Source organism: Algivirga pacifica (assembly GCF_039543525.1).
Lineage (GTDB): Bacteria > Bacteroidota > Bacteroidia > Cytophagales > Flammeovirgaceae > Algivirga > Algivirga pacifica.
In genome coordinates, this window is sequence record NZ_BAABJX010000004.1 from 37,592 (window position 1) to 60,896 (window position 23,305).

10 protein-coding genes are annotated in these 23,305 nt (G+C 39.1%); 5 read left to right on the top strand and 5 right to left on the bottom strand.

Annotated elements, in window-relative coordinates; translation table 11 throughout:
* Positions 1-222 precede the first annotated feature (222 nt).
* From tamL to ABD985_RS00810, 3 genes are all read right to left on the bottom strand, one after another.
* Positions 223-2,580: a translocation and assembly module lipoprotein TamL gene (gene tamL, locus ABD985_RS00800; RefSeq protein ID WP_345368507.1), complete on the bottom strand. Its 2,358-nt coding sequence runs from the start codon at positions 2,578-2,580 to the stop codon at positions 223-225.
* The gene (locus tag ABD985_RS00805) at positions 2,580-7,739 is read right to left on the bottom strand and encodes a translocation/assembly module TamB domain-containing protein (protein ID WP_345368508.1); all 5,160 of its coding nucleotides are present in this window, start codon (positions 7,737-7,739) and stop codon (positions 2,580-2,582) included. The genes tamL and ABD985_RS00805 overlap by 1 nt, the downstream gene beginning before the upstream one ends.
* A 100-nt stretch (positions 7,740-7,839) precedes the next feature.
* On the bottom strand, positions 7,840-8,298 hold the full coding sequence (locus ABD985_RS00810) for a DUF7832 domain-containing protein (protein ID WP_345368509.1): 459 nt from the start codon (positions 8,296-8,298) through the stop codon (positions 7,840-7,842).
* 249 nt (positions 8,299-8,547) lie between these two features.
* On the opposite strand from ABD985_RS00810, the gene ABD985_RS00815 reads away from it, so the two are divergent.
* From ABD985_RS00815 to ABD985_RS00825, 3 genes are all read left to right on the top strand, one after another.
* On the top strand, positions 8,548-10,947 hold the full coding sequence (locus ABD985_RS00815; RefSeq protein ID WP_345368510.1) for a TonB-dependent receptor: 2,400 nt from the start codon (positions 8,548-8,550) through the stop codon (positions 10,945-10,947).
* Positions 10,948-11,213: 266 nt separating this feature from the next.
* Entirely contained in the window at positions 11,214-12,347 is a 1,134-nt protein-coding gene (locus tag ABD985_RS00820) for a hypothetical protein (protein WP_345368511.1), read from the top strand.
* Between the two features lie 620 nt (positions 12,348-12,967).
* Positions 12,968-13,588, top strand: coding sequence for a bifunctional nuclease family protein (locus ABD985_RS00825; protein ID WP_345368512.1), 621 nt, complete (start codon positions 12,968-12,970; stop codon positions 13,586-13,588).
* A 48-nt stretch (positions 13,589-13,636) separates the two neighbouring features.
* On the opposite strand, the gene ABD985_RS00830 is transcribed toward ABD985_RS00825, so the two are convergent.
* Positions 13,637-14,125 carry a Fur family transcriptional regulator gene (locus tag ABD985_RS00830; RefSeq protein ID WP_345368513.1) on the bottom strand — a complete coding sequence of 163 codons (489 nt, stop codon included), beginning with the start codon at positions 14,123-14,125 and terminating at the stop codon, positions 13,637-13,639.
* Positions 14,126-14,704: 579 nt separating this feature from the next.
* Between ABD985_RS00830 and ABD985_RS00835 the strand changes: the two genes are divergently transcribed.
* Both ABD985_RS00835 and ABD985_RS00840 read left to right on the top strand, forming a co-directional pair.
* Positions 14,705-15,202, top strand: coding sequence for a low molecular weight protein-tyrosine-phosphatase (locus tag ABD985_RS00835; RefSeq protein ID WP_345368514.1), 498 nt, complete (start codon positions 14,705-14,707; stop codon positions 15,200-15,202).
* Positions 15,203-15,432: 230 nt separating this feature from the next.
* Positions 15,433-18,243, top strand: coding sequence for a FlgD immunoglobulin-like domain containing protein (locus tag ABD985_RS00840; protein WP_345368515.1), 2,811 nt, complete (start codon positions 15,433-15,435; stop codon positions 18,241-18,243).
* A 356-nt stretch (positions 18,244-18,599) separates the two neighbouring features.
* Here the strand turns inward: ABD985_RS00840 and ABD985_RS00845 are convergent, their stop codons facing one another.
* Positions 18,600-23,291 (bottom strand): choice-of-anchor Q domain-containing protein, encoded by a 4,692-nt coding sequence (locus ABD985_RS00845; protein WP_345368516.1) that lies wholly within the window; start codon positions 23,289-23,291, stop codon positions 18,600-18,602.
* Positions 23,292-23,305 lie beyond the last annotated feature (14 nt).

Consider the following 23,305-nt stretch of genomic DNA (forward strand, 5'->3'; position numbering starts at 1 on the left):
GTCGTTGCTTACAAATGAAAAATAGGAAATAAAAAGGGTAGTTAAAAGGGGAAATGAAAATCATTAAGGATGGAATATGATTTTGAGAATACGAAAGAAAGGATGAAGGAAATTAATTATTACTCTTCATGCTTCACCTTATTTATTTGTTGTAACTTTCACCTTCCTTCGTAGAACGCAATAAACTACGCCCCTCTTACCTCTTACCTCTTACCTCTTACCTTAGAAAGGATATCCTATAGCAATATGGAACACTGTATTATCCGCTAACCAAGGAAAATCTATATTCTTAATCACCCAAGGATCAGGTTCTGCTGGATTTCGAAGTGGAATGGCCATATCAAAACGTAGTACGAAAAATATGGCATCGATACGAAAACCCATTCCGGTTCCCATGGCAAGTTGCTTGTAAAATTCACTGAACTCAAAGGTGGTTCCTTCTCTTGCGGGAAGGCCGTCAATATTGATTTCGTCATTTTTCAGCCATATGTTTCCAGCATCAAAGAACCAGGCCCATTTTAAGTATTTACTTAAATCATAACGGTACTCTACATTCCCTTCTAGCTTGATATCCCCTGCCCTCAAGGCAAAGTCTGCATTAACATCATCGGTGGTCCACACCCCTGGTCCTACTCTTCGAGTCTTAAACGCTCTCACACTATTGGCACCTCCTACAAAATACTGTTTGGAAAAAGGTAATGCTTCCGTCTCTCCTATAGGAATTCCAATACCTGCGAAAACTCTGGAAGCTAAAAGTCCTTTCTTGCTTAGCGGAACAAAATAACGGGTATCAGCGCCTAATCGAACATACCTGGAGAAAGGGACTCCAAAGAGTTCATTTTGCTTCTCCCCCTCTTGTATCAATGACTTTACCCCGTATAATGCATTTCCAGAAGCATCAATAGACCCTCTGAAAAAGAAGCGGTTCGTATTTTCTACTCCTGGCGTAGAGTTATAGGTATAGGCATACTCCGAGCCAATAATAAACTGATTTCGGAATGTTTGACTGATAAATGGAAACTCCTCTATCAGATCATCCAATACATTATCTGGATCATTCTGTATCTGATAACTTATGGCTACAGGATATAAACTGTGACTGGACCTTTTATTGGATCGCCAATCAAACCCGTACCTCGTATTCACATAGGTCATCAAAAATCGGGGATCGTCACTATTTACACTACTCTCTGGAGGCAATTTAAAATTATATTGCTGCAAAGAAACCACGAAGTTGGTCGCAGGCATAGTATTCCCATGATATAACCGCAAAGGAATAGGGGTAACAATACGGGGAACTCTCATCCTCGTTTCCAAACCATAAATCAGCAAGCGCTCTACAGCACCTTGCTGGCTACCAAACTCCTTTTGCCAACCCACATTACCAGATACACTAAAGACCTCTGCACCTCCCAGAAAATTACGGTGTGTCCAAGAAGTATTGAACTCTGGCCCCACAAAACCATTATCCCACTGAGCTGCACCAATCTCGGCTCCAAACGATTTTGGTGTCATTTGTGACATCTTGAGCTCCACATCCAGAATCCCTTCAGAAGGATCTTCCAGAAGCGAATCCGGACGTTCCTTCAAACTCATATCTACGTAACGAAAAATACCTAGACTACTGAAGTATTTCAGTGTGGCCTGATGTTGTAACTTGGAATAATAGTCCCCTTCGCTAAATCGCATTCCCCTGGCTGCAATAGGTATACGGAAGTTCTTTGGGTCACCCTTATAAAGGAAATCATCCGTTTGAATGGTCTGATGTTTCTTGGATATATTCAATTGATCAATATCATAATCCGGCCGGATAACAATATCACCTATTCTATATTTCTTGAAGACTCTTTCTTGAATATCTGGTTTTAATTTCAGAAAGAGCATGACCTCCCTATCCCCTTCCGTGCTATCAGCCATAAAGTGAATATACTCTGGGTTAAAGTAATAGTAACCTCTATTTTTAAGGTTTTCATCCAATTTTTCCCGTTCATTCCTAAGTTGACTTAGCTGATAGCGTTCTCCTTCCCATAGGGTACTTCTTTCTTGAAGGATAGAAATATTCTTCTCTAAAGAATTTCGGGCACTATCCAAGGGAGGATAATAAATATCCTTGAGTGTATATGCGGGGTTATCGACCGTAATCGTATACGTCACTGCTACCTCTTTTTTTCGCAGGTTATGTACCGTATCCATACGGGCACGAGCCCCAAAATAGCCATTGTTATCCATTCGATTGAGAAGAACATCCGTTAGTTTACTGGCTATATTATCGTTATAAAACACTGGATCTGCTCCTAGCTTGTTTCCCAACCACCGTTTAAGGCCTTTCTTCTTAGCAGCCTCTCCCCTTAAACGATACCATACGCCTATTCTACTCCCAAACAGCTCATTATTGGGAGCCGGAGTCAATACACTTTCCAGTTCTGCTTGAACAGGTATTTCAATATCAATGCTATCAGGTGTTTCGTAAACAATTGTTGCCCCCGCATAAAATCGTTCCTCACCCTGTAAATATTTAGCGGCATTACAGGAGGTCAGGAACAGGAACAGTCCTGCGAAAAAGTATCTTATTATTCCCATTACTCTTCTTCCTGTATTATAGTTTCCTCGTTTTCCTTGTCAATTAATGGCTGATCGTCTGTCGGCTTGGTGTCATCTTCTTTTGGAGGGACCTTTTTCTTATCTTCCGTTTTAGCTGGCTCAGCCTTTTTTCTTCCTCCCATATCCGTACGTTTCATCCTTCCTTGCATACGTCTTCTCTCCTGCTTCTTTTCAAGGTTCTTTTCAAACAGCTCCTTGAACTTATTGTACTTTTTATCATACATCAAAGAGAAACCCGTCTTTTGAACATCTGGAGTAAAATATTCCTTATCACGCTCCCGGAACAATTTCCCTTGTAGCGTTCCATCTCTTAAGATTTTATACAATAGCTCAAAGTCTGCATAAAATGTCCCTTCATTAGACTGATTCGCATTGGCTGCCTCTTCGCTATTCATATAGGTTCCTCCAACACTTACGCTCAAACGATCATTGAACAAGGATTTTTTCACTTTCACACCCACATCAGTCTGTGTTCCCCCACCCGTTTTATCGTAGCTATCCAAATTGAAACTTAAATCTACTCCTTTGACATATTCACTGGAGAGCTTATTCAACTGATTACTAATCATGGAACTGATTGTTCCTCTTACAATCTCCTCTCCCGTATTGGCATCCCCACCGGAGACATTGATAAATGAACCTACCATCAACAAAGAGAATACTTGCTTATTCATTTGCCCTTCATCCTCTCTCATTTCTGTAAGTACCCTTTCAATATTGGAATCCTTTCCATTAACAGATTCCGGATAAGTAATATTAAAAGAGATATCAGGATTCATCACTTCCCCCTCCAGGTTCAAGTATACATCAAAAGCTTTTCTCGCCTTATAACGATCAGGATCTGAAACCCTATTCGCCAATAAGGGATAAGGTGGCGTTTTCGCACGATAAATGGCACTGATATCTGCTGTTGGAGCCATAGGATCCCCTGTCCAGAAGATCCTACTTCCCGGTCGCATATAAAACTCCTTTTTTGGAATCACCTTATAGAAGGTCATTCCATAGGTTCCTGACTCGATTTCATAAGCGCCAGTCATCACCATATCACCTCCTGATTGCATAGAGAAGTTGAGTTCTCCCCCTCCGGTTTGCTCCAAAGCATCCCCTGCCTCAGGATCAAGAATAACGGTTACCTTGGTTCCTTTCTGTATCGTAATCTTGGATTTCACATCCAATAGGTATGGATTGGTATCCTGGACAACCAAGGTGTCTATAGGACGAGAAATATCTATAAACTCCACCACACCTTCTCCTTGATCCAAGGCTGCTACACCGCCTTCCAAATAGACATAAAACAAATCTGTTTTACGGTCCACATTAATGGTAGAAGTGATAACCGGATGATCGAGTGTCCCTCTAATTTTTGTTGCATTATCCACCACCAGCAAACCATATAACTCCTGTCCTTCCAGTGGCTCTTTAGAGTTGACTACCTCAAAATCATCACATGTAATATCAATCTTGAAACGATAATCCAAGAAATCCTGAGTCTCCAATCGTCCATGTATGTCCAGGTCATTTCCCGAAGGGTCATGTACCTCAATATGATTTAGGGTAATTCCCTTTTCATCGAACCCTATAGTTCCTTTGGCCACATCAAATCGGCTTCCGGTCATAAAGAGCCTCATATACATTTGGTCCATTTCTAGTTGCCCCCTGACAAATAATGGAGCAGTTCCCAAGCCCTTCACCTGTATATCACCTTCAAACCCTCCTCCTAGTTCTGTCAGATACTCCTGTACAAAAGGCTCCAATGGTTCCAAACTAAGTTCCTCTACTGCTACCTCCAGATTCAATGGTACCTTTTCCTCAGACAGGTCATAACTACCTTGTAGCTGTATATCACCAATCAGTCCTTTTAAAGCGGTATTAAAAGCATATTTCTCTAACTTATCGTCGTTATTGGCCTCTAAAGTAAGTGTTCCTACCTCATGTCCTAAAGCTCCCAACTTGGTCCATTCTACCTTTGTCTGTAGTTGTCCATCATAACGGTAATCCACTTCCGTATCAAGCACCCCCATCAGCAAGGAGTTTTCTCTTTCCGAAGAATAAGTTATTGTACTGAAATCAACATCCTCCAAGTTTACTCTCAACGTAGAATCCACTCCTTGTACCACCGTCTGCAATTTCAAAGTTCCTTGCTTGCTTTGCATTTGAAACTGATCAATAAACGGAACCCCCTGTCCAAAACGGACCTCGTTATTTGGAGAAACCTTCCAGTCCGTCTTATTCAATCTCAAAGAGTCAAAAGACAATACGTATATTCCATCCCGATTTTCCATATCAGAGATGACTTTGAGCCAATAATCTGTTTTATCTTTATTCTCTCCGAATACGCCTATATCAACTATTTCATCTTTTGCGGTAATATCAATACTAAAGTTGTTCAATTCTATGGAATCTGATGGTGCTAGCTTACTCATAAAAAAGCTTGCCTCCAGATGGGAGGTATCTGCGATAACATCCATTCCTAAGGAATCCACTTGTATATCATTGTAGACAACATGTGGAACCATCATATGGAGCAATAAAGCGTCTTCTTCATTGTCATAGTACCCATTCATAGGTTCCAACGTAATTTCTGTAAGCCCTGGAATTAGTCCCTCTGTCAGGTAATAGGTATCTTTAGGAATCATCTTAAACTCAATGTGCGTATCTTCATACGCCACTCTTTTCTTCACCAAAGTTGTGTCCAAGCTAAAGTAAGAATTGAGTCGATGTGTCATCAAATCAGTTAAGCTATCCAAAGGTACATTTGAACTAAAAGAAAGGTCTAATATATCGGACGTAAATATCGCATTGGCGCTATCAGGTGTCAATGTACCACTTAGTGTCATACGATCAAATGCATAGGGCACAGTTCCTCTCTGGAAAACAAAATCTTCAATCACCACATCCAAAGCCATGTCTTCAGGATCTATTCCTATAATTCCACCGTACACTTGTCCTTCTACATACACCGTATCCTCCATTAGATTCAACTGTTGTAGGTAAGCTTTTTTCAGATTCACATGTAATCCTACGGTTGGCTCTTCTTTATTAAGATCAGCCTCCAGCCCTATATCAAAAGCAATTTCTGGTCGATCCATAAAAGCATGTACCTTCGCAGCCAAGCGCTCACTGCTCCCTGTTACGGTAAGGTCTCTATAGGTGTATCCTTCATAGGTAGCTTCCTCCAGCATCAAATCAAACTGGGTCGACAGTTCCTTTTCAATATCTAACCCCTTTCCTTCCAGGGTAAACGTTGCGGTAAGTGGACCAATTGTAGGGTCGTCCAATAGCTTCCCTACCTGAAGATCTCCCACCTTAACACTTCCCTCATATTGTTCCAGATCACTCATATGAAAGTCAGCATATACTGCTCCCATATCCATATTCAACTGCAATATCGTAGCAATATCAGTCAGGCTTCCTTCCACTTGTCCCTTCAATGAAGCCCAAGAAGGTAAATTAACTCCCTCCACCTGCATGCTATCCGGCAGTATTACCATTACTTCCTTCGGCTTCAATCCCAATGAATCTATAAATAGTAGATATTCCAGGGAATCAGCCTCTGGTAACCCTTCCAAGGTCATACGACTTTGGAAAGACAAACGATCTCGCTCAGCTAAAGCAAAATGCTTAAACTCCAGTTTATTCAAATACCCTTTTACTTCTAAAGATGAGGCTATTCTCAGGGAGTCCAATACTTCTAAATAAGGAATATCTTCCAGTGTTGCGGTAAAGGGTTGGGCATCCCTGCCATCAAAGGATAGCGTATCCATATGATAATCAATATACAGGGAGGTTAATTCATTCGGAATATTGTAGATATTCGGGAATTTAAGAAGTAAGTCCTGTTCCAAATAACTCTTCCCGAAGGCTATGATATTATTGTCGACCTTAAGATGATCTTCATAAACATCAATTACCCCGGATAAATTCTTGAGATAAAAACCCGATTTTTCTTTTAAAGAGGTCTTCCTTAAATCAAGGCGCACTTCCTTGTCCTTAGCCAGAATGTCCTTCACTTCCAAATGAACCTTGGAAAGGTTAATATGGCTAAAGTCCATTCCTTCCTCTAACGTCGGATAAAGTAAATCATCAAATTGCAATTGATTATCCGCTAGTGAAACCTGTGCAACCGAAACAGTCCAACCTGCTGTAAAACCCGTAAAAGCTGTTGTTCCTGAATCAGGAACCTGTTCCGTAGCCAAGGTGTCACTTTTCATGGTAAAACCCACCTTAGATTCAGTCAGCGCTACTTTATCAATCGCAATCACTTGGTTCTTGAGATCAATCGCCTCAGGCGATAATAAAAACTCTCCTATCTCTATTTGAGCATATTGGGCCGCCATGACATCCTCATATAGTAAGCTGGTATTGATGACCTGAATATCATTCAACAATACCCCTATATCCAACCCCAATGAGTCTGTTTCTTCCTCTACAGGTTTTTCTACAACTGTAGCTGTTCCGTAGCGAATATAAGAGGCTGTCGTATTCGATAGAATCATTTCTCCTACTCCATAGTAAGGTGCATTAAGATCTATCGTCGAAGCTCCTATCTGGAAAGAGCCTAACCTAAGTACAGCCTCCTCCCCTAACACACTATCTCCATACGTCAGGTATATGTCCTCCAAATTGGTTTCTCCTATACGGATAATTGGAATTACAGCAGTTGTATCCTCTTCTACCACAACCGTATCCTCTGAAGCAAAAGCCTCCACCAAGTAATCAAAGTTAAAGGTAGAATCTTCTCTCAAGGCTACATGTGCCGTCACACCTTGAAGGTTAATTTCACTAACCGATATTTTCTTCATCCACAAAGAACGGACTCCCATTGCGGCCTCCAGGCGATCTACCGCTAATAAGGTGTCTTGTTGTTGATCTTCCACATAAACCCCTTCCAATACTAAAGAGGTTGGAAAGTCCAACACTATTCTATCTAAGGAGACTTCCGTATTCACCTTACCTCTCACATACGTCAGTGCCATCTCAACGACCTTTTCTTGTACAAAAGGAAGTTTGAGTACTCCAAAAATCAAAATTAACAACAACAGCAAAAGGCTACCCAAACCTATGAGTAACCCTTTTATTCCCCTTCTTAATATCGATTGTTTTGTTGTCAGTTTTTCCTTTCCTGATTCTTCAGCCATTTTTTAATTCAATACGTCCCTTTGTTACCTCAAAAATAAAAGGATAACATAACCCCCATCTGTCATCAATTTCTTTTACTCAGACTTTTACTGTTGCTCATTATGCCCCAGCTTTCCAAGCTTCGTAACGTTCATTAATCTTGAGAATCATCTTTTCGTAGTTCTCCCAGGAATCCTCCACATCAAACATCGTAGCTTCATTACAATGAAAAACCTCCTTGTAATCCTGCAAGTACACTCCTCCAGCATAATAATAATCTGTAAAGTCGCAGCCCTCAGGCAAGCAGAATTGATCCATGGAGATGATCCCATCCCAAAGCTCTCCAATAATAATACAGCTCAAATCCCTTTTCTTGAACCTGAAGATTTGTACATCAAACTCTTCCTCAAAATCTTCACTATACAAGTCGTGTTCTATAATCCACCCCAAGTACATCCCAATGTGCAAATATGCTTGCTCTAGGTGCACCCCTTCAGGCCAATCTTTCAGGAAATAAGAGCGCACATCATCAATGATATGCTCCTTTTCAGTTGGTTTGTTTTCTTGTTGCTCTAACATGGTTTTAGATAGCTAAATAGTGGAACTGCCTGACAGGAACAACTCCCTTCCTATCAGCGATAGAATAACACAAAGTAGACATATTTATACAAAAGACCATAAATATACCCTTTTTCGCATATGATTTCTGTAATAAATACTTAAAGATATTAACAGAAAACATTAGATTGCCAATAAAAATTATATGAATACGATATGTTTCCTGTTGCATATCAGGGACCAATGGATGCTAAACCACCAGCCAATTTCATGAAACACGCTTTTTTTAGATATACCTTATTTTTTCTCTTTTTTCTATCTGCTCATTTTTCCAATGGACAGCAAGGAAAACTAAATGGTTACATTTATCAGGAAAATGGAATCCCATTAGAAGGCGCTACCATTACTGCCCCTTCACTTCCTATTCCTCCCGTCTATTCCAATAAAAATGGGCAATATGAATACCTACTTCCTTTAGGTACGCAAACGATTGTATTCTCCCACCCTGGCTATAGCAATGATACTTTGTATATCGAAATCGGTGATGAGATGGAAAGCGTACACAACGTCCGTCTCTTGTTAAAGTCAAAAGAACTTTCTGAAATTACGGTAGAAGGAAAAAATATTCCCGAGGCAAGGGAAAGTGCCGGTACGATCAAGGTAGATGCGGAAGCCTTACAAGAGGTGATCACTCCTTTCGGGGATTTCAATCAAAAATTAATTGCAGGAGGTGCGCTAGGGATTTATGGTAATAATGAGTTTTCTTCTGCATACTCTGTAAGAGGAGGAAACTTTGACGAGAACCTGGTCTATGTTAACAATATACAGGTTTATCGTCCTTTTCTGGCAAGAAGTGGGCAACAGGAAGGACTTAGCTTTATCAACCCTGATATGGTGGGTAGTGTTTCTTTCTCTTCAGGAGGATGGCAACCTCATTATGGTGATAAGCTTTCCTCTGTATTATCCATTGCGTATGCAGCCCCAAAAGAGTTTAAGGCATCTGTAACAGCATCCTTATTGGGAGGAGGAATCTTTGCAGGAGGAAAAGCTGGAGACCGTGTAAGTTATATGGCTGGCTTTCGTCATAAATCAGCAGAATACTTATTAGGGACCTTGGACACTGATGGAGAGTACCTTCCACGATTTTATGATTTACAATCCTATGTAGACATTGACTTATCTCCCGAAAAAGATGAGAAGACAACCTTAGGTATTCTTACCTCCTATGCCCGCAACCGTTATAAGGTCGTTCCTACTTTAAGGGAAACACGTTTTGGCACTTTCAATAATGCCAAGAAACTAACGGTAGACTTTGAAGGAAGGGAACAGCTCGATTATGACACCTTTCAGGGAGGCCTTAATCTGGGGCATTGGGTAAGTGAAAACCTTAAAACCAATTTGATTGCATCGGCACTCAAAACCCAAGAGAGAGAGTTTATTGACCTAGAAAGTGGCTACAGGATAGCTGATGTAAAAGAGCGCCCTGGAGAAGATATCAACGAAGAGGAGCTAATCACCGGTGTTGGTTCTGAGTACCAATATGCCCGCAATGCCATGGATGCTGAGATCTATGCTTTGGAGAGCCGTAACTTATGGAACTTAACTCCTTCCTTAAGTGTGGAGTTTGGCCTAAGATACGACCATGAAAAACTAGAGAATAGGCTTTATGAATACGGCTTCAAGGATTCCGTTGGTTATATTATCGAACGTACTCCTGTACTGGAATCACTCAATCAAATAGAGAATAACAAAGTAGCCTCTTATTTACAAGGAACATTTTTACTAGGACAAAAACAGACCTTAACGGCAGGTATTCGTACGCTATATACCTCCCTGAACGGACAATGGCTATACAGTCCACGATTGCAATATGCCATTCAACCCAACTGGAAAAAAGACATTGTTTTCAGCCTGTCAACTGGAATCTATCACCAACCTCCCTTCTACCGGGAAATGATTGATTTTCAAGGCAACCTGAATACCGACCTATTGGCGCAATCCTCCTGGCACCTGATTGGAGGAATGGACTTTAATTTTGAAAAATGGAAACGTCCATTCAAGTTTATTACAGAGATCTACTACAAGCAACTATGGAATGTGGTCGCTTATGATGTGGATAATGTTCGTATTCGATATTACGCCAACAACAATACCACCGCTTATGTGGCTGGTACGGACCTCCGTCTTAGTGGAGAGTTTATTGAAGGGATAGAATCTTGGTTTACCCTTAGCCTTATGAGTACCAGAGAGGATCTTGAAGAGGATAGCCGTGAGTACGTTCGACGCCCGACAGACCAACGGATGACGTTCAGTATGTTCTTCCGGGACCACTTACCGAACAACCCTAGTATGCAGGTACACCTACGTATGCTATACGGCTCAGGACTCCCATATGGACCTCCGGGGGATATTAATCAAAGAGCTTTGCTTAGTCAAGGAACGGATTATACCCGTGCAGATATTGGTTTTAGTAAAATCATTACTTTCAATAAGAGTAAGGGAAATATAGCCCATCATCTAACACTTGGACTTGAGATTCTCAATATGTTTGGCAATAACAATAATATATCCTTCACCTGGGTAGATGATTTTGTCAACCAACAAAAAATTGCGGTTCCCAATACATTATCTCAACGATTTTTAAATTTTAGCATGAAATTAGACTATTAAAAAAAGAAAGCACGATCGTAAGCATCGTGCTTTCTTTTGCCTTATACCTTGTTTTATACTAAAAAAAACACCATCTTTTATAAGAAATTTTATCATCATTAAACAAACCGAGAGTGTATCCTTATATTTTTTACTACCATAAAAGTCACCTATTTTCTAACAACGCATGCGCATTGCAAGTCATGATTAACTGACTCCCTAAAGAAGTTGGCAATCATATAGCATACTTTTTCTGGTAACATGCGTAATATGTAAACCTTATGCATATGAAAACAACCACATTAATCTCCAAACTTAAGAAACCCGATAATGGTCGTTTTGGGAAAAACGAATTTGCGATTATTGGGTCAACCTGTTACAACAATAAGCGATTAGCCTTTGAGTTAATCGAAGGCCTATCAGAGCAGTATCATATCGGATATCTAGGATCAGAGTCACAACCAGAAGACATCTACGCTGATATCAACAATGATACTTATTCAGCCCTCTCACATGGTGCTGAAACAGAAATTCTAGACAACAGCACACATACAAAAGCAATTTTCCGAAAAGCTTTTAGTGCTCATGGATTACGTCTTTTGATGATGGAAAAGGACTTAGTTTTTGTAGATGGCAACTATTACAGAGCCAGTCAACAAATCCTGCTTCTGGACCAAAGGCATTATTCTTCCCTAAAGCAACGATTGCACAAGATCAACAACGTCAAGTTGATTGTCTTAGAAGAAGGGACAAAAGAGGTGCCTGATTTCTTAAAAAGGCATATGGAAAACTGGGATAGAATTCCTATTTGTTCAATCACCAATACGGAAGGGGCTGTTCATGTCATCAGTAAGTTGATAAAAGAAAACACTCCTGAGATATGGGGGTTGATCGATCACCATGCCCAGGATCATCACTACATTCAAAGTATCAGACACTGTAGTCAAGCCTTAAAAGTATATTGTAAAAGGCGACTGGTTGTCAAGCCAGAGAAAGAGCGTATATTTTTTAATAGCAGCCAGTTTACTTTTATTCCTGAGACTTTTAAAAATCTAGGAGCAATGGGGAAGCTACTTTCTGCTTTTCGACAAAATCCAGACAAGGCTTATTGGGTATTAGACACTCGATACCAACGCTTCGATCAGGAGATTTTACAATTGCTCCATGAGGAACGAGATCCTGCCAATATTGCTACCGTTTTTGCACATCCAAAAACAGGTATGCCTATCCCTGGTGCGTGCATATGGGAACCTAAAGCTTATCCATTATTGCTTACTTACCTAGCGCAAGGAATTGACAACTTATCAAGCATCCTATTGAACAGCCAGGTAAAGCTATTGGAAATCCCCGATCACAACTCTTTAAATGATGATTTAAAGCAAAAAGAAACAGATGATAATTTTTTATTGTTCAATCTTTAAAGCTTGTTTAAAATATCTGAGCGTCTATTATTAAGGTTGTATCAATAACCGTCACGCAACCAACTAGCCGTGTTGAGTGGACTAATTGATAAGTTTTTTGATAGAAATAAAGGCACTACTTTCAAATGGATAAAGGAGGAAGGATAAAGGAATAGAAGCTTCTGGAGAATCATTATTAATCCTTTCGCCTTCTTCCTTAAACCGTTTAAAAGTAGTACTTAACTGTAAGTTTACTTAGTAATCAATCCACTAGTTGGTAGTATGACGGATAAATATTCAATCTTAGAGCTTACTTATCAAAAGGCCAAATAAACATTTGATAGACAATTATTTACAACATCCATTCATTTACCTTTAATAAAAGGCATTCTAAAAAGAATGATCTCTTCCATTTATGGAGATATATTTTTATGGTTTTAATTGTCGCTAATGATAGATTTTTGAGATAATTGTAGTATACTTAAACTTCAATATAGGACAATAACTATAAATTTATTTCATCTTTCACAGCAAGCTAATGATCCAATCTTTTGTGAATTGTGTCACTTTTATAGATTGTCTGTACTTTTGGAACGACGTTAACAAATTTCATTTGTAGGGGATTTAATAGTGAACAGAAATTGAATAAGGTTAAACTCGAAATACTAGGACTATCTGCCAGTCACTCCACACACGGATCTTTTGCTTTGGTACTTGGAGAAGTTTCAGGGAAAAGACGACTACCCATCATTATTGGCATGTTTGAGGCGCAGGCAATTGCATTGGAGATTGAGAAAATATCCTCCAACCGTCCAATGACACACGACTTGTTTAAATCTTTTGCGGGCTCATTCGGCATTACCGTTAAGGAAGTCATCATATCCAACCTCAAAGAAGGTATTTTTTATGCCACGATGATTTGTGAAGGAAAAGATGGTGAAATCATAGAATTAGATGCACGACCATCTGATGCGATCGCTGTAGGTATACGATTCAAGTCACCTATTTTTGCCGATGAAAGTGTGATGGAAGAAGCGGGAATTAAAGTAGACGACCTTTATGATGAAGACGATGAGGAAGAAGAAATCTCATTGGAATCGGAAGAAGATGCTGATCTAATTGAGCTACTACAGGATAAAGAAAATGAGTTGTCTGACATTCCTAGCAACAAGCTAGAGGAAATGATGAAACAGGCGATTGAAGCAGAAGATTATGAAAGAGCCGCCAAAATAAGGGATGAGCTTAACAATAGAAATTCTTGATAAAATAAGGGCTTGGTAGTTTCAACTACCAAGCCCTTACTTTTTATATTACGAATCTTGCTTCTTTCGCCCTTCACAGTCCTCATTTTTACATTGTCCATAAAAATGCAACGCATGATCTACAATCTCAAAGTTATAGATCTGTTCTACCATCTCCTTGATCTTGTGTATTCTAGGGTCACAAAACTCCAAGATCTTATTGCACTCTCGACAAATCAAATGGTCATGTTGTCTAAACCCATGAGAACGTTCGTACAACGCCAGGTTTTGTCCAAACTGATGCTTAACGATCAACCCACACTCCAATAATAAATCCAGTGTATTATATACTGTAGCACGGCTAACCCTATAGTTTTTATTCTTCATATTGATGTACAAAGACTCTACATCAAAATGTCCTCCCCTACCGTATATTTCCTCTATAATTGCAAAACGTTCAGGAGTTTTACGTAATTTTTTCTCCTCCAGATAATTTACAAATAACTGCTTAATCTCTTCGATTTTTTCCTTGTTACTACCTTCCGTATTTTGTTGCATATTGATTGCCATATCCTTGTATTCTCTTCTATAGTATCTTAGAGCTTGCTTGAACTACTTCAGAAAGATCTACCTAATCAGTATTCCAGACAAGCCCTTAGGTATAATCCTCCCTCAAAGCTCTAAACTAATATTTCCTTGACAAAGGTACATTTTTTCCTCTATTACTCCTTTCTAAATTTAGGGATAAATTATGGGATATTCATTGAATAAAAAACCATAAAATACAATATTCTTATCTTTTTTATAAGTGATCAGAGAAGATCGCTGTATCTTAGCAGTGAGCAGTGAGCAGTGAGCAGTGAGCAGTGAGCAGTGAGCAGTGAGCAGTGAGCAGTGAGCAGTGAGCAGTGAGCAGTGAGCAGTGAAGAAAGTTATTTTAGTCAGAAACAATAAGCTATAGTGTTTAAGATTAACCCTGTCGCTGTCTACGGGATAATATACAGTTTAGAGACTCCATGTAATGGGGTATAGCATATCGTTTATAAACAATAAGCGATAACCGATAAACTAACATCATGCGATAGCTTCAATCTTAACTACTATATAATCGATAAACCTTAATTGATAAACAAACCTATGAGTAAGATTAAAGTATTATTTGTATGTCTAGGTAATATTTGCCGTTCCCCTATGGCAGAAGGCATTTTCCAACACCTTGTACAAGAGCGACAACTAGAGCATCACTTCGAAATTGACTCTGCCGGCACCAGTGGATGGCACAATGGAGAACTTCCTGACCCTAATATGATGAAAACGGCTGCCTTGCATGGAATCAATTTAGAAAGTCGTTCCCGTAAGTTTATCAAAGAAGACTTTGAGAAGTTTGATTACATCATTCCGATGGACCAATCCAACCTTAGAAATATGAAAGCACTTCAGCCTACAGCAGCACAAGTGGAAAAGCTACATATGATGCGTGCTTATGACAAAACACGTTCCGGTGCCGATGTGGAAGACCCTTACGGCATGGCGATGGATGGATTTGAACGTTGCTATCAGGTGTTATTGGAGGCTAATAGTAACTTTTTGGAGGAGCTTGTAGAGAGGCATGAGTTGGAAAGTAGTAAAATTTAATTTCATTAAGACGAAGAGAGAATTTCTTTAAAAAAAGGTTCTCTCTTCGTTACTTATGACAATCTGTTTTTTTTGAATAAAACATTATATTTTTTTTAGCAATACTCTAGTTATAATTGTCTTTTTAAAAGAATTGAAAGTAATCTGTATCTGATTTACGATGATCATTTTTTCACAATGAATACAAGTTCAATCCATTACTTTTATAAAACTTTATTTTCTCCAATAACATGCTTTCTTCAATAATTAACGGTCAAACAAGAGCGTTCTATTTCTTTATTCATTCTCTCCGGTTTCAACAGTTATTTACTGTATTATTTATACTATTTATGGCGTTGAACGCTATTGGAAAAGCCTCTCATATAAATATTACAAAAAATAATGTGGAGTATAGTTCATTAACGAATACCCCTCCCACGGTTATAAATCCTATAAGTGATCTAAATACATTAACTTCTGGTTTCTCCGTTACTTCAATCCCTCTAGCGAACGTTTTTAATGATGTTGATGATGCTTCTTTGAGTTATAGTGTTGTGGTCACTGACAGTATGATCATCACTGCAACTGTGGATAATGACACCCTATACCTATACGAAGGAACATCTACTGGAAGCACAACCGTTACAATCACTGCATATGACTCCAATGGAGGGAGTATTTCAGATGCTTTTTCAGTTACAGTCAATCCGCCTCCAGCTGATCTAAATATGGAAAATGGATCCTTCATTGCTTGTGATCGTATTTTCAAAGATGCTGGCGGAGATGAGCATTACCCTAATGATGCTGACATAACCATGACGCTACTTCCTGCTGTAGATGGAGAATATATTCAAGTTACATTCACTTCGTTCGAGTTGGAAGATGGCTTTGACAAACTCTTCGTATACGATGCACTATCAAAAGATAACAGTCAGCTGATCGGTACTTTTTCAGGAGAAACTTTACCTGATGTATTGACAGCCTCCAACGCTGACGGAGCTCTTACTTTTCATTTTACTTCTGATTCAGACATCAATAAAGGAGGCTGGGTAGCTAATATTAGCTGTATTAATAATCAAGCAGCTAGCAATAATTCTCCTATAGTCAAGAATCCCATTCCCAATCAAGAAATATCTGATGATTTAACTAACAAGGTAATCTCCCTACAAGATGTTTTTTATGATGCTGATAATGATCCCTTAATCTACGAGGCTATTAGCTCCAATGAAGCCGTCATCACTTCAGAAATTGTTTCTAGCAATAAGGAATTGGTATTAACCTTAAAAGCCTCCACTGGTAATTCTACAATTACTGTTTATGCTGAAGACCCTTATGGAGCGTGGACAAGTACGGAGTTTTCTGTGAACATTACCGAAAGTGGCAATATTAGTCTTGAAGATATTATTGATGTTCAAGCCACTTTTAACTTGAATAAAACGATAGACCTTTCTGCGAATTCACAAATACAAATTAAAGTAAAAGAACCACAGCTGATCGAGAAAATAGAAACGGGAAGGGTATCTATTAATCAATGGTTTATAACTCCTAACGACAATTATGGTAACGCGCTCTACAATTTAATGAGCCTTGAAAATGATAACACTTATCGGGTAACGCTATCACCTTTTGAAGATCCTTTTGGTACTGCTTACTTTTTCAAGGTGACGGCAACAGATGGTCAAACAATGTATTTCCCTAAACACCCTAATCAATGGCTTGTAAGCTATAAGAGCTATACTTCTTCCGATATACCATTACAGCAAACTGTAGGAATAGGTGATAAAGCGGAAGATTACCGTATAATTTCCTTACCCTTGAGAACGCAAGACCGAGATATGAGCATTAATCATATTTTCTCATCATTAGGAACCTACGATAATACAAAATGGCGAGTTTTTAAATGGGTAAACAATAGCTACCAAGAACTCAATGGAAATGATATTCTTCAGCCGGGTAAGGCTTACTGGTTTATCAGTAAGGAGCAAGTGAATGCTTCCTTTCCAGCTATGACCTCTGAAGTGATTGATAATGTTGGGCAATACAATTCGGCAGACCAAAATATAACACTTTCAGAATTATCTTTTGAACAAGGGTGGAATATGATTAGTACCCCTTATAACCTGCCTATTGACTGGGTCGGCTTTAAAACATTCCACTCATTGAAAAATAATTTGGTCAATAACTTAAGTGAAGAGCTATACCATTGGGATGGGGCTGTGAATACTTCGTCCACTTTAGAACCTTTCAAAGGATATTTCGTGTACAATTCAGGTCCAAGTTTTAAGGTAAAGGTAATTCCTAGTGCACAAACATATCAAAATTCAGCCACAAGTAACTTAAGAACTACTGCTTCCCAAAATTGGCAAGTACCTTTGCAAATAAAGAGTAATGCAAAATGGCACCATATTTCTAAAATAGGGATGCATGCGCAAGCAAAAGTTGGAATAGACTCTTTTGACGGATTACGAGTTCCCCTTTTAATGGATATCCCTAAAGCTCAATTCTATCGTCCTGACTTCAAAACGTCAGAAGTTACCGGTGATATCATTCCAGCTACTGAACAAGCCACTTGGAATGCTTCATTTAGTAGTACTGAAAGCAATCATATCCACATTCAATGGGAACGTCCTTTACTACCATATGGTAAAAAACTACTCATCATGGATACTGAGACACGTGCGCTCTACGACATGCAAGCTGTTCAACAATTTCAGAAAAATGCTTCTCATGTAAACCTCAAGTTTATATACGGAAACAGTTCAGAGATTATGGAACTCCTCAATGACCAACTATTTTATGTCAATGTGTATCCAATTCCTTCGCATGAGCATACTAAATTTGACATTACCATCCCAGAAGGCGAACATCAACTATCCCTATCAATCATTAATATGACTGGAGAAATAGTAAAACAGGTCTACCAAGGAAAGATAAGTAAAGGTCAATACAGGTTTATTTGGAATACTACCAATAATCAGCACATTAATGTAAGCAAAGGGGTTTACCTCTATCAAATCCAAATGGATGATCAAATAACAACAGGAAAACTGCTTATCAAGTAGTCCCCCATTAATAAACATGAATCATCCCATATTAACAAATAGCTTAGCTTTCTGAGAATTCATCACTTTATAGCTATTTCACAAGCCCTTTATGAGCTTCTTCATTTTTTCCTTGATGAAAAAACGAAGCAAAAAAATCAAGGCTTTGAAGAATTTGCCTAATTTTTAATCGCAAAAGCTAAAAATTCCAAACTCGCTACGCTCAAACAATGGAATTTTCTTAACGCTTTGACGATTAAAAATCTTAACGGCAATTCTTCAAGGCCGGTTTTAAATAAAAAAATAGAGCCATCCCCTTAAATGTTAATATGGGATGACTCATATTTATTATACAGTCATTTAGCGTAATACTTCTATTAATTACCGTGACTAATCATCACCTTTTTAACTAAAGTACCTTTTTCTGTTTTGATAAATAATAAATACATCCCATCAGATAGATTTTCAACCGATACTTGAATAGTTCCAGAAGTATTCTTTGATTTCATCTCAGTGATCAAATTGCCACTTAGATCTTTTAAAGATACGACACAATCACCTGACACAACAGATCCTAACTTCACAGCAAACACTCCTTGGGAAGGGTTAGGGTAAATGATCACTTCTTCATACAATTCCTGTACATCATCTACTCCTGTCACGAATTGCCCTTCAACAACCCCTGGGTTAGACCTTGCCCCATTTAACGGTACCTGCTCTGATACTCTGGCATTACTACTTGTCTCAATGTAACAACCAGCGGAGTTTACTGCTTCAATTACGTAAACTGTTTCATTAGGGCTAGGATTGGTATCTGTAAATTGAGCATTACTCGCAGGACGGGTTGTCAATTCTTGTAATCGATCCAATGAAGGTCCTCTAAGAATCTTTACCTGATTCACCTCGAATCCTTCGTAAGAAGTCCAACTCAGGTTCACTGTTCCATTTACACCCATATTGGCCTGTAGATAAATCGTTTTATGAGGAACACTTTGTTTCGATTCAGCTCCACACTGATCTACCACGGTTAAACGATACTTCTCAGGGGCTGCCAATGGATCTGATTCAGCGTCTACAAAATAATTAGGCCCATCAAATGGTACTTTTCCTACCAATTGAAAATCGTTATCCCCTACTTCCTTATATACCCTATAAGTAGCGATTCCAAGTTCTTTTTGCTTATCCCAAACCACCATATTCTTCCCAGTAGCTGGATCAACCGACACCACACAGATCTGCTGTGTCAATGTGATAGCTGGACGGGCAGTGATACTTACGGCATCTACTCCACATTGTCCATCTTTGGTTACAATAACTTGATAATCTCCCACTACATTAACGGAATAAGTACTTTGCTCACCTATTAAGTTCCACTCTCCTATTTCTGATTTCTGGAACCATTTATAGGTATCGTAAGTACCATCAAGTTTGAGTAACGTATTAGGCACACCTTCTGCACAAACTTCCTGATCACCTTCAATGACGATAGCAAAATTTTCGATCGCACTATTGGCTTTCACCTCATACTCTTTTTCAATCGTACATCCTTTGGCTCCATCAGTTACAACTAACGTATAGAAGCCTGCAGATAACCCTGTTAAAGCTCGCTCGTAAAATTTACTACCATTGGCATTCCTCCAATAGAAACTAGCTTGTTCCGGTAAAGTAGAGAGTAATTCTAAAGCGCCAACACTCTCTCCACAAGCCACATTGGTTACGTCTACTTCTACCTTGATAAAGTCATCCACTAACTCAAAAGATGTTGTATACTTAATTCCTTCACTATCCGTCACTAAAACTTGATACCCCCCTAGATTCAGATCAGTCAACCACTCACTATTGGATGTAAAACCATTCGGTCCTGTGACTTGTATGGTATATGGAGCAGGAACATTTATCACTGCTATCTTAGCTTCATATAACTCTTCTACGGTACATCCCTGGGGAGTTACCGTTACCGAGACACTTCCTCCTGCTGCTCCATTCTCGTGCTCATAGGCTCCTAAGTCAGGTTGGAAACCTACAGGGTTAGGTCGTGGGTTACCTGCTAAATCATAAGGAATTACGTAATCCATGGAACCTGTCCCTATGGCTGGAGAGTTTTCAGTGAGGGTGTAATCTCCTTCTTCAGAGGCCTTAAATAGCGGGCTAGCAATGATAATATTATTTGCAGCAAAATCGCCTGTATACTGTTCCCATGTACCCAATAAACAATCTGAAACATTTACTTGTTTTTCTGAACCAATATCAAATGTATGTCCATAAATAATTGAATTATGGATTTTCCCTCCTGCGCCACCATCATCTAACATACCAATACCATATTTATAACTATTATTTGCAATCGTGGTATGTTTCATATTAGGAACAAACCAACCATATAAAACCCCCGATGTTGTTGGTGTTGCTGTATTGTTATCAACAATCAATGTGTTTGTTATTTCGAAACTCACCATTCCTAATGAGATTAAATCCCCATAAGAACTGTTTCCAGTAATTACTGCATCTCGTACTTTTAAATTCGGGAAACCACTACTCTTAATCAAATTTGCAAAGGATGTTGGTGTATCAGAGAAATTATAGTGATTACCTTTCAGTAATACTCGTTCAAGAGATACATCTTGACATGAACTGTACAATACCTGTGCTACCCCTGTAATCGTTATATTTCTTATGGTAGCATTTAAATATTTCTCCTGATCAAATACTTCCCCTGCTCGAAACATACAATTACTTTCACCTCCATTCAAAACTACACTATCTCGCTCTAATCCACTTATTATCACATCTTGCGATAATTTCAAACTATCCTCATAATATGTTCCATTGGTCAATACGATCTCCACGCATCCATCTTGTACCTCCAAAGCTCTCCCTAAGCTTGCTAAAGGTGTATCTTTCAGACCGTCATTAGCATCATTACCATTTTCCGACACATATAACTTCGGCAACTTTTTATAAGCCACATAATCGATAGTATCTACCAGTGTTTGGGTATCTGTTGTTACTTTCAAAACATACTGCCCATCTACAATATGCCCTTTCAATACAGAATCCAAAGAAGTAAAGTTATTTGGACCGCTCCATGAATAACCTTCTACCTTGCTAGAAGATACAACTTGTGTGTTCATCACAATAGTAGCATCTTCAATAACACATACAGTAGGCTGATTAAAAGACACAAAGAGATAAGGAGTTCCCTTTTCTTCTTCGGTCTCTATAGCTCCCAAATCCGGCTGAGTGCCTACCGGCATTGGACGCATATTTCCATTCATATCCAATACCAAAGAAGAGGTACTTCCCACCTCCAATGCTGGAGAATCTGGCAATAAACTATAATCTCCTTTGGAGGAAGCTCTAAACTTCGGATCTCCTGTCACGTTTGCAGTTCCGGACCAAACCCCTTCTTGCTTTACTCCATCAATATATCCTCCTCCTAGCAAGGAATAATTGGCATAAAACTGTGCCTGCTTAATCCAATCCAAATCTGACACTTCTCCGGATGCAACATTCCCGTAGACAATGGAGTTTTCTAAATTCACTTCGGTAAATACGTCGGAGTAATAAATTCCTCCACCCTTGGCTGAGGTATTATTTTCTGTAATTGTCACATGATTGAGATTCACGGCAGCTCCTTCACCCAAATAGACCCCTGCCCCATGATCACTACTCGTATTTTTAGCGATTATTGTATTCGATATATCAGCAGAACAATTGGATAGGTATAATCCGCCATAACCCATATTCTCCAAAACCTGGCAGTCTTCCATCGATAATGCCCAACCGTTAAGTACTAATGCTCTTCTGGCATTATTGGAGATACTTACATTTTTCAGTGTTAAGGTATCTGAAATAGTAGAACTTGAGTTATAAGCATTGATAACGGACTCTAATGAAGTAGCTCCCGCAATACTTTGTTGAATTCTTAGATTTTCCAACTGTACATTTCCACCATTCAATGTCAGCAAACTTTTATCCAAAATTACTCCTTCCCCTTCTCCCTGAATATGGATATTCTTGTCAATGCTCAACTCCTCTGTATAAGTCCCTTTCTTCACTACTATCTTTGCTGAGTCATCTACTGCTAAAGTCAACGCCAGCGCAATAGAATTGATTGGATCTGCTTCCGTTCCCAACCCTGAATCACTTCCATTATCATCCACATATAAAATAATGGGAACATCCGCTGCACTATCCAACTGATGTTCTATAGCTCCTACGTCAGCATTTTTGCCATCTGCATATGATCTTGGATTGCCATACAAGTCTGTTACAGCTCCTAAATCATAGTTATAGGCTGCTCCTATCGCTGGGGAATAATCATGTAATTCAAAAGAACTCAACACCAAAGGGTCTTCATAGTAACAAGGATCACACCCTTCATTCACCATAAAGCAATGATACATATTTGCTCCTAATGCCTGTGCCATACTCGGAATGATGGAATTATAAACGGATAAATGAGCATCATACAATCCTTGCCTGTCGTTAGCAACAAAAGTACAGTGTGCTAATGTCACGTCTCCTGAGTTTCCATTGTACTTAACCGCCTGTAGGTTATCAGCTAATACGGTATTAAAAACTTTTAAACTGGAAGTCCCTGCATTAAGAATAGATATTGCTCCATCCCCGAAATCCTGGATAATACAATTCCATACCTCCGGACTTGCATTCCCTGACACTTGAAGGGCAATACCTGTATCCTTTCCTCCCCCAATCATTGTGAAGCCCTTAATTGTCGCGGCATTCGTCTCATCAGTATTGAATTTCACTAAAGGCACATACACATTGGAAGGACGCAAGACGGTGGAGCTGACTCCATCTTTAGATTGCAACACAATGTCTTTCCCTTTGAAATCAATATTTTCGGTATACTCCCCAGCCAATACCCAAATGGTATCTGTTGCAGAGGAAAGATCAATAGCTTTTTGAATAGAAGCTAACGCACTTAAACTATCAGTACCGGCATTGGTATCCAAGCCATTAGGCGCTACATACCAGGGATTTTGTGCATACAATCCGATAGAACAGCAAAGTAAAAAGTTGGCTAGAAAAAGTTTTAGTTTCATCGTGAATGAATTTA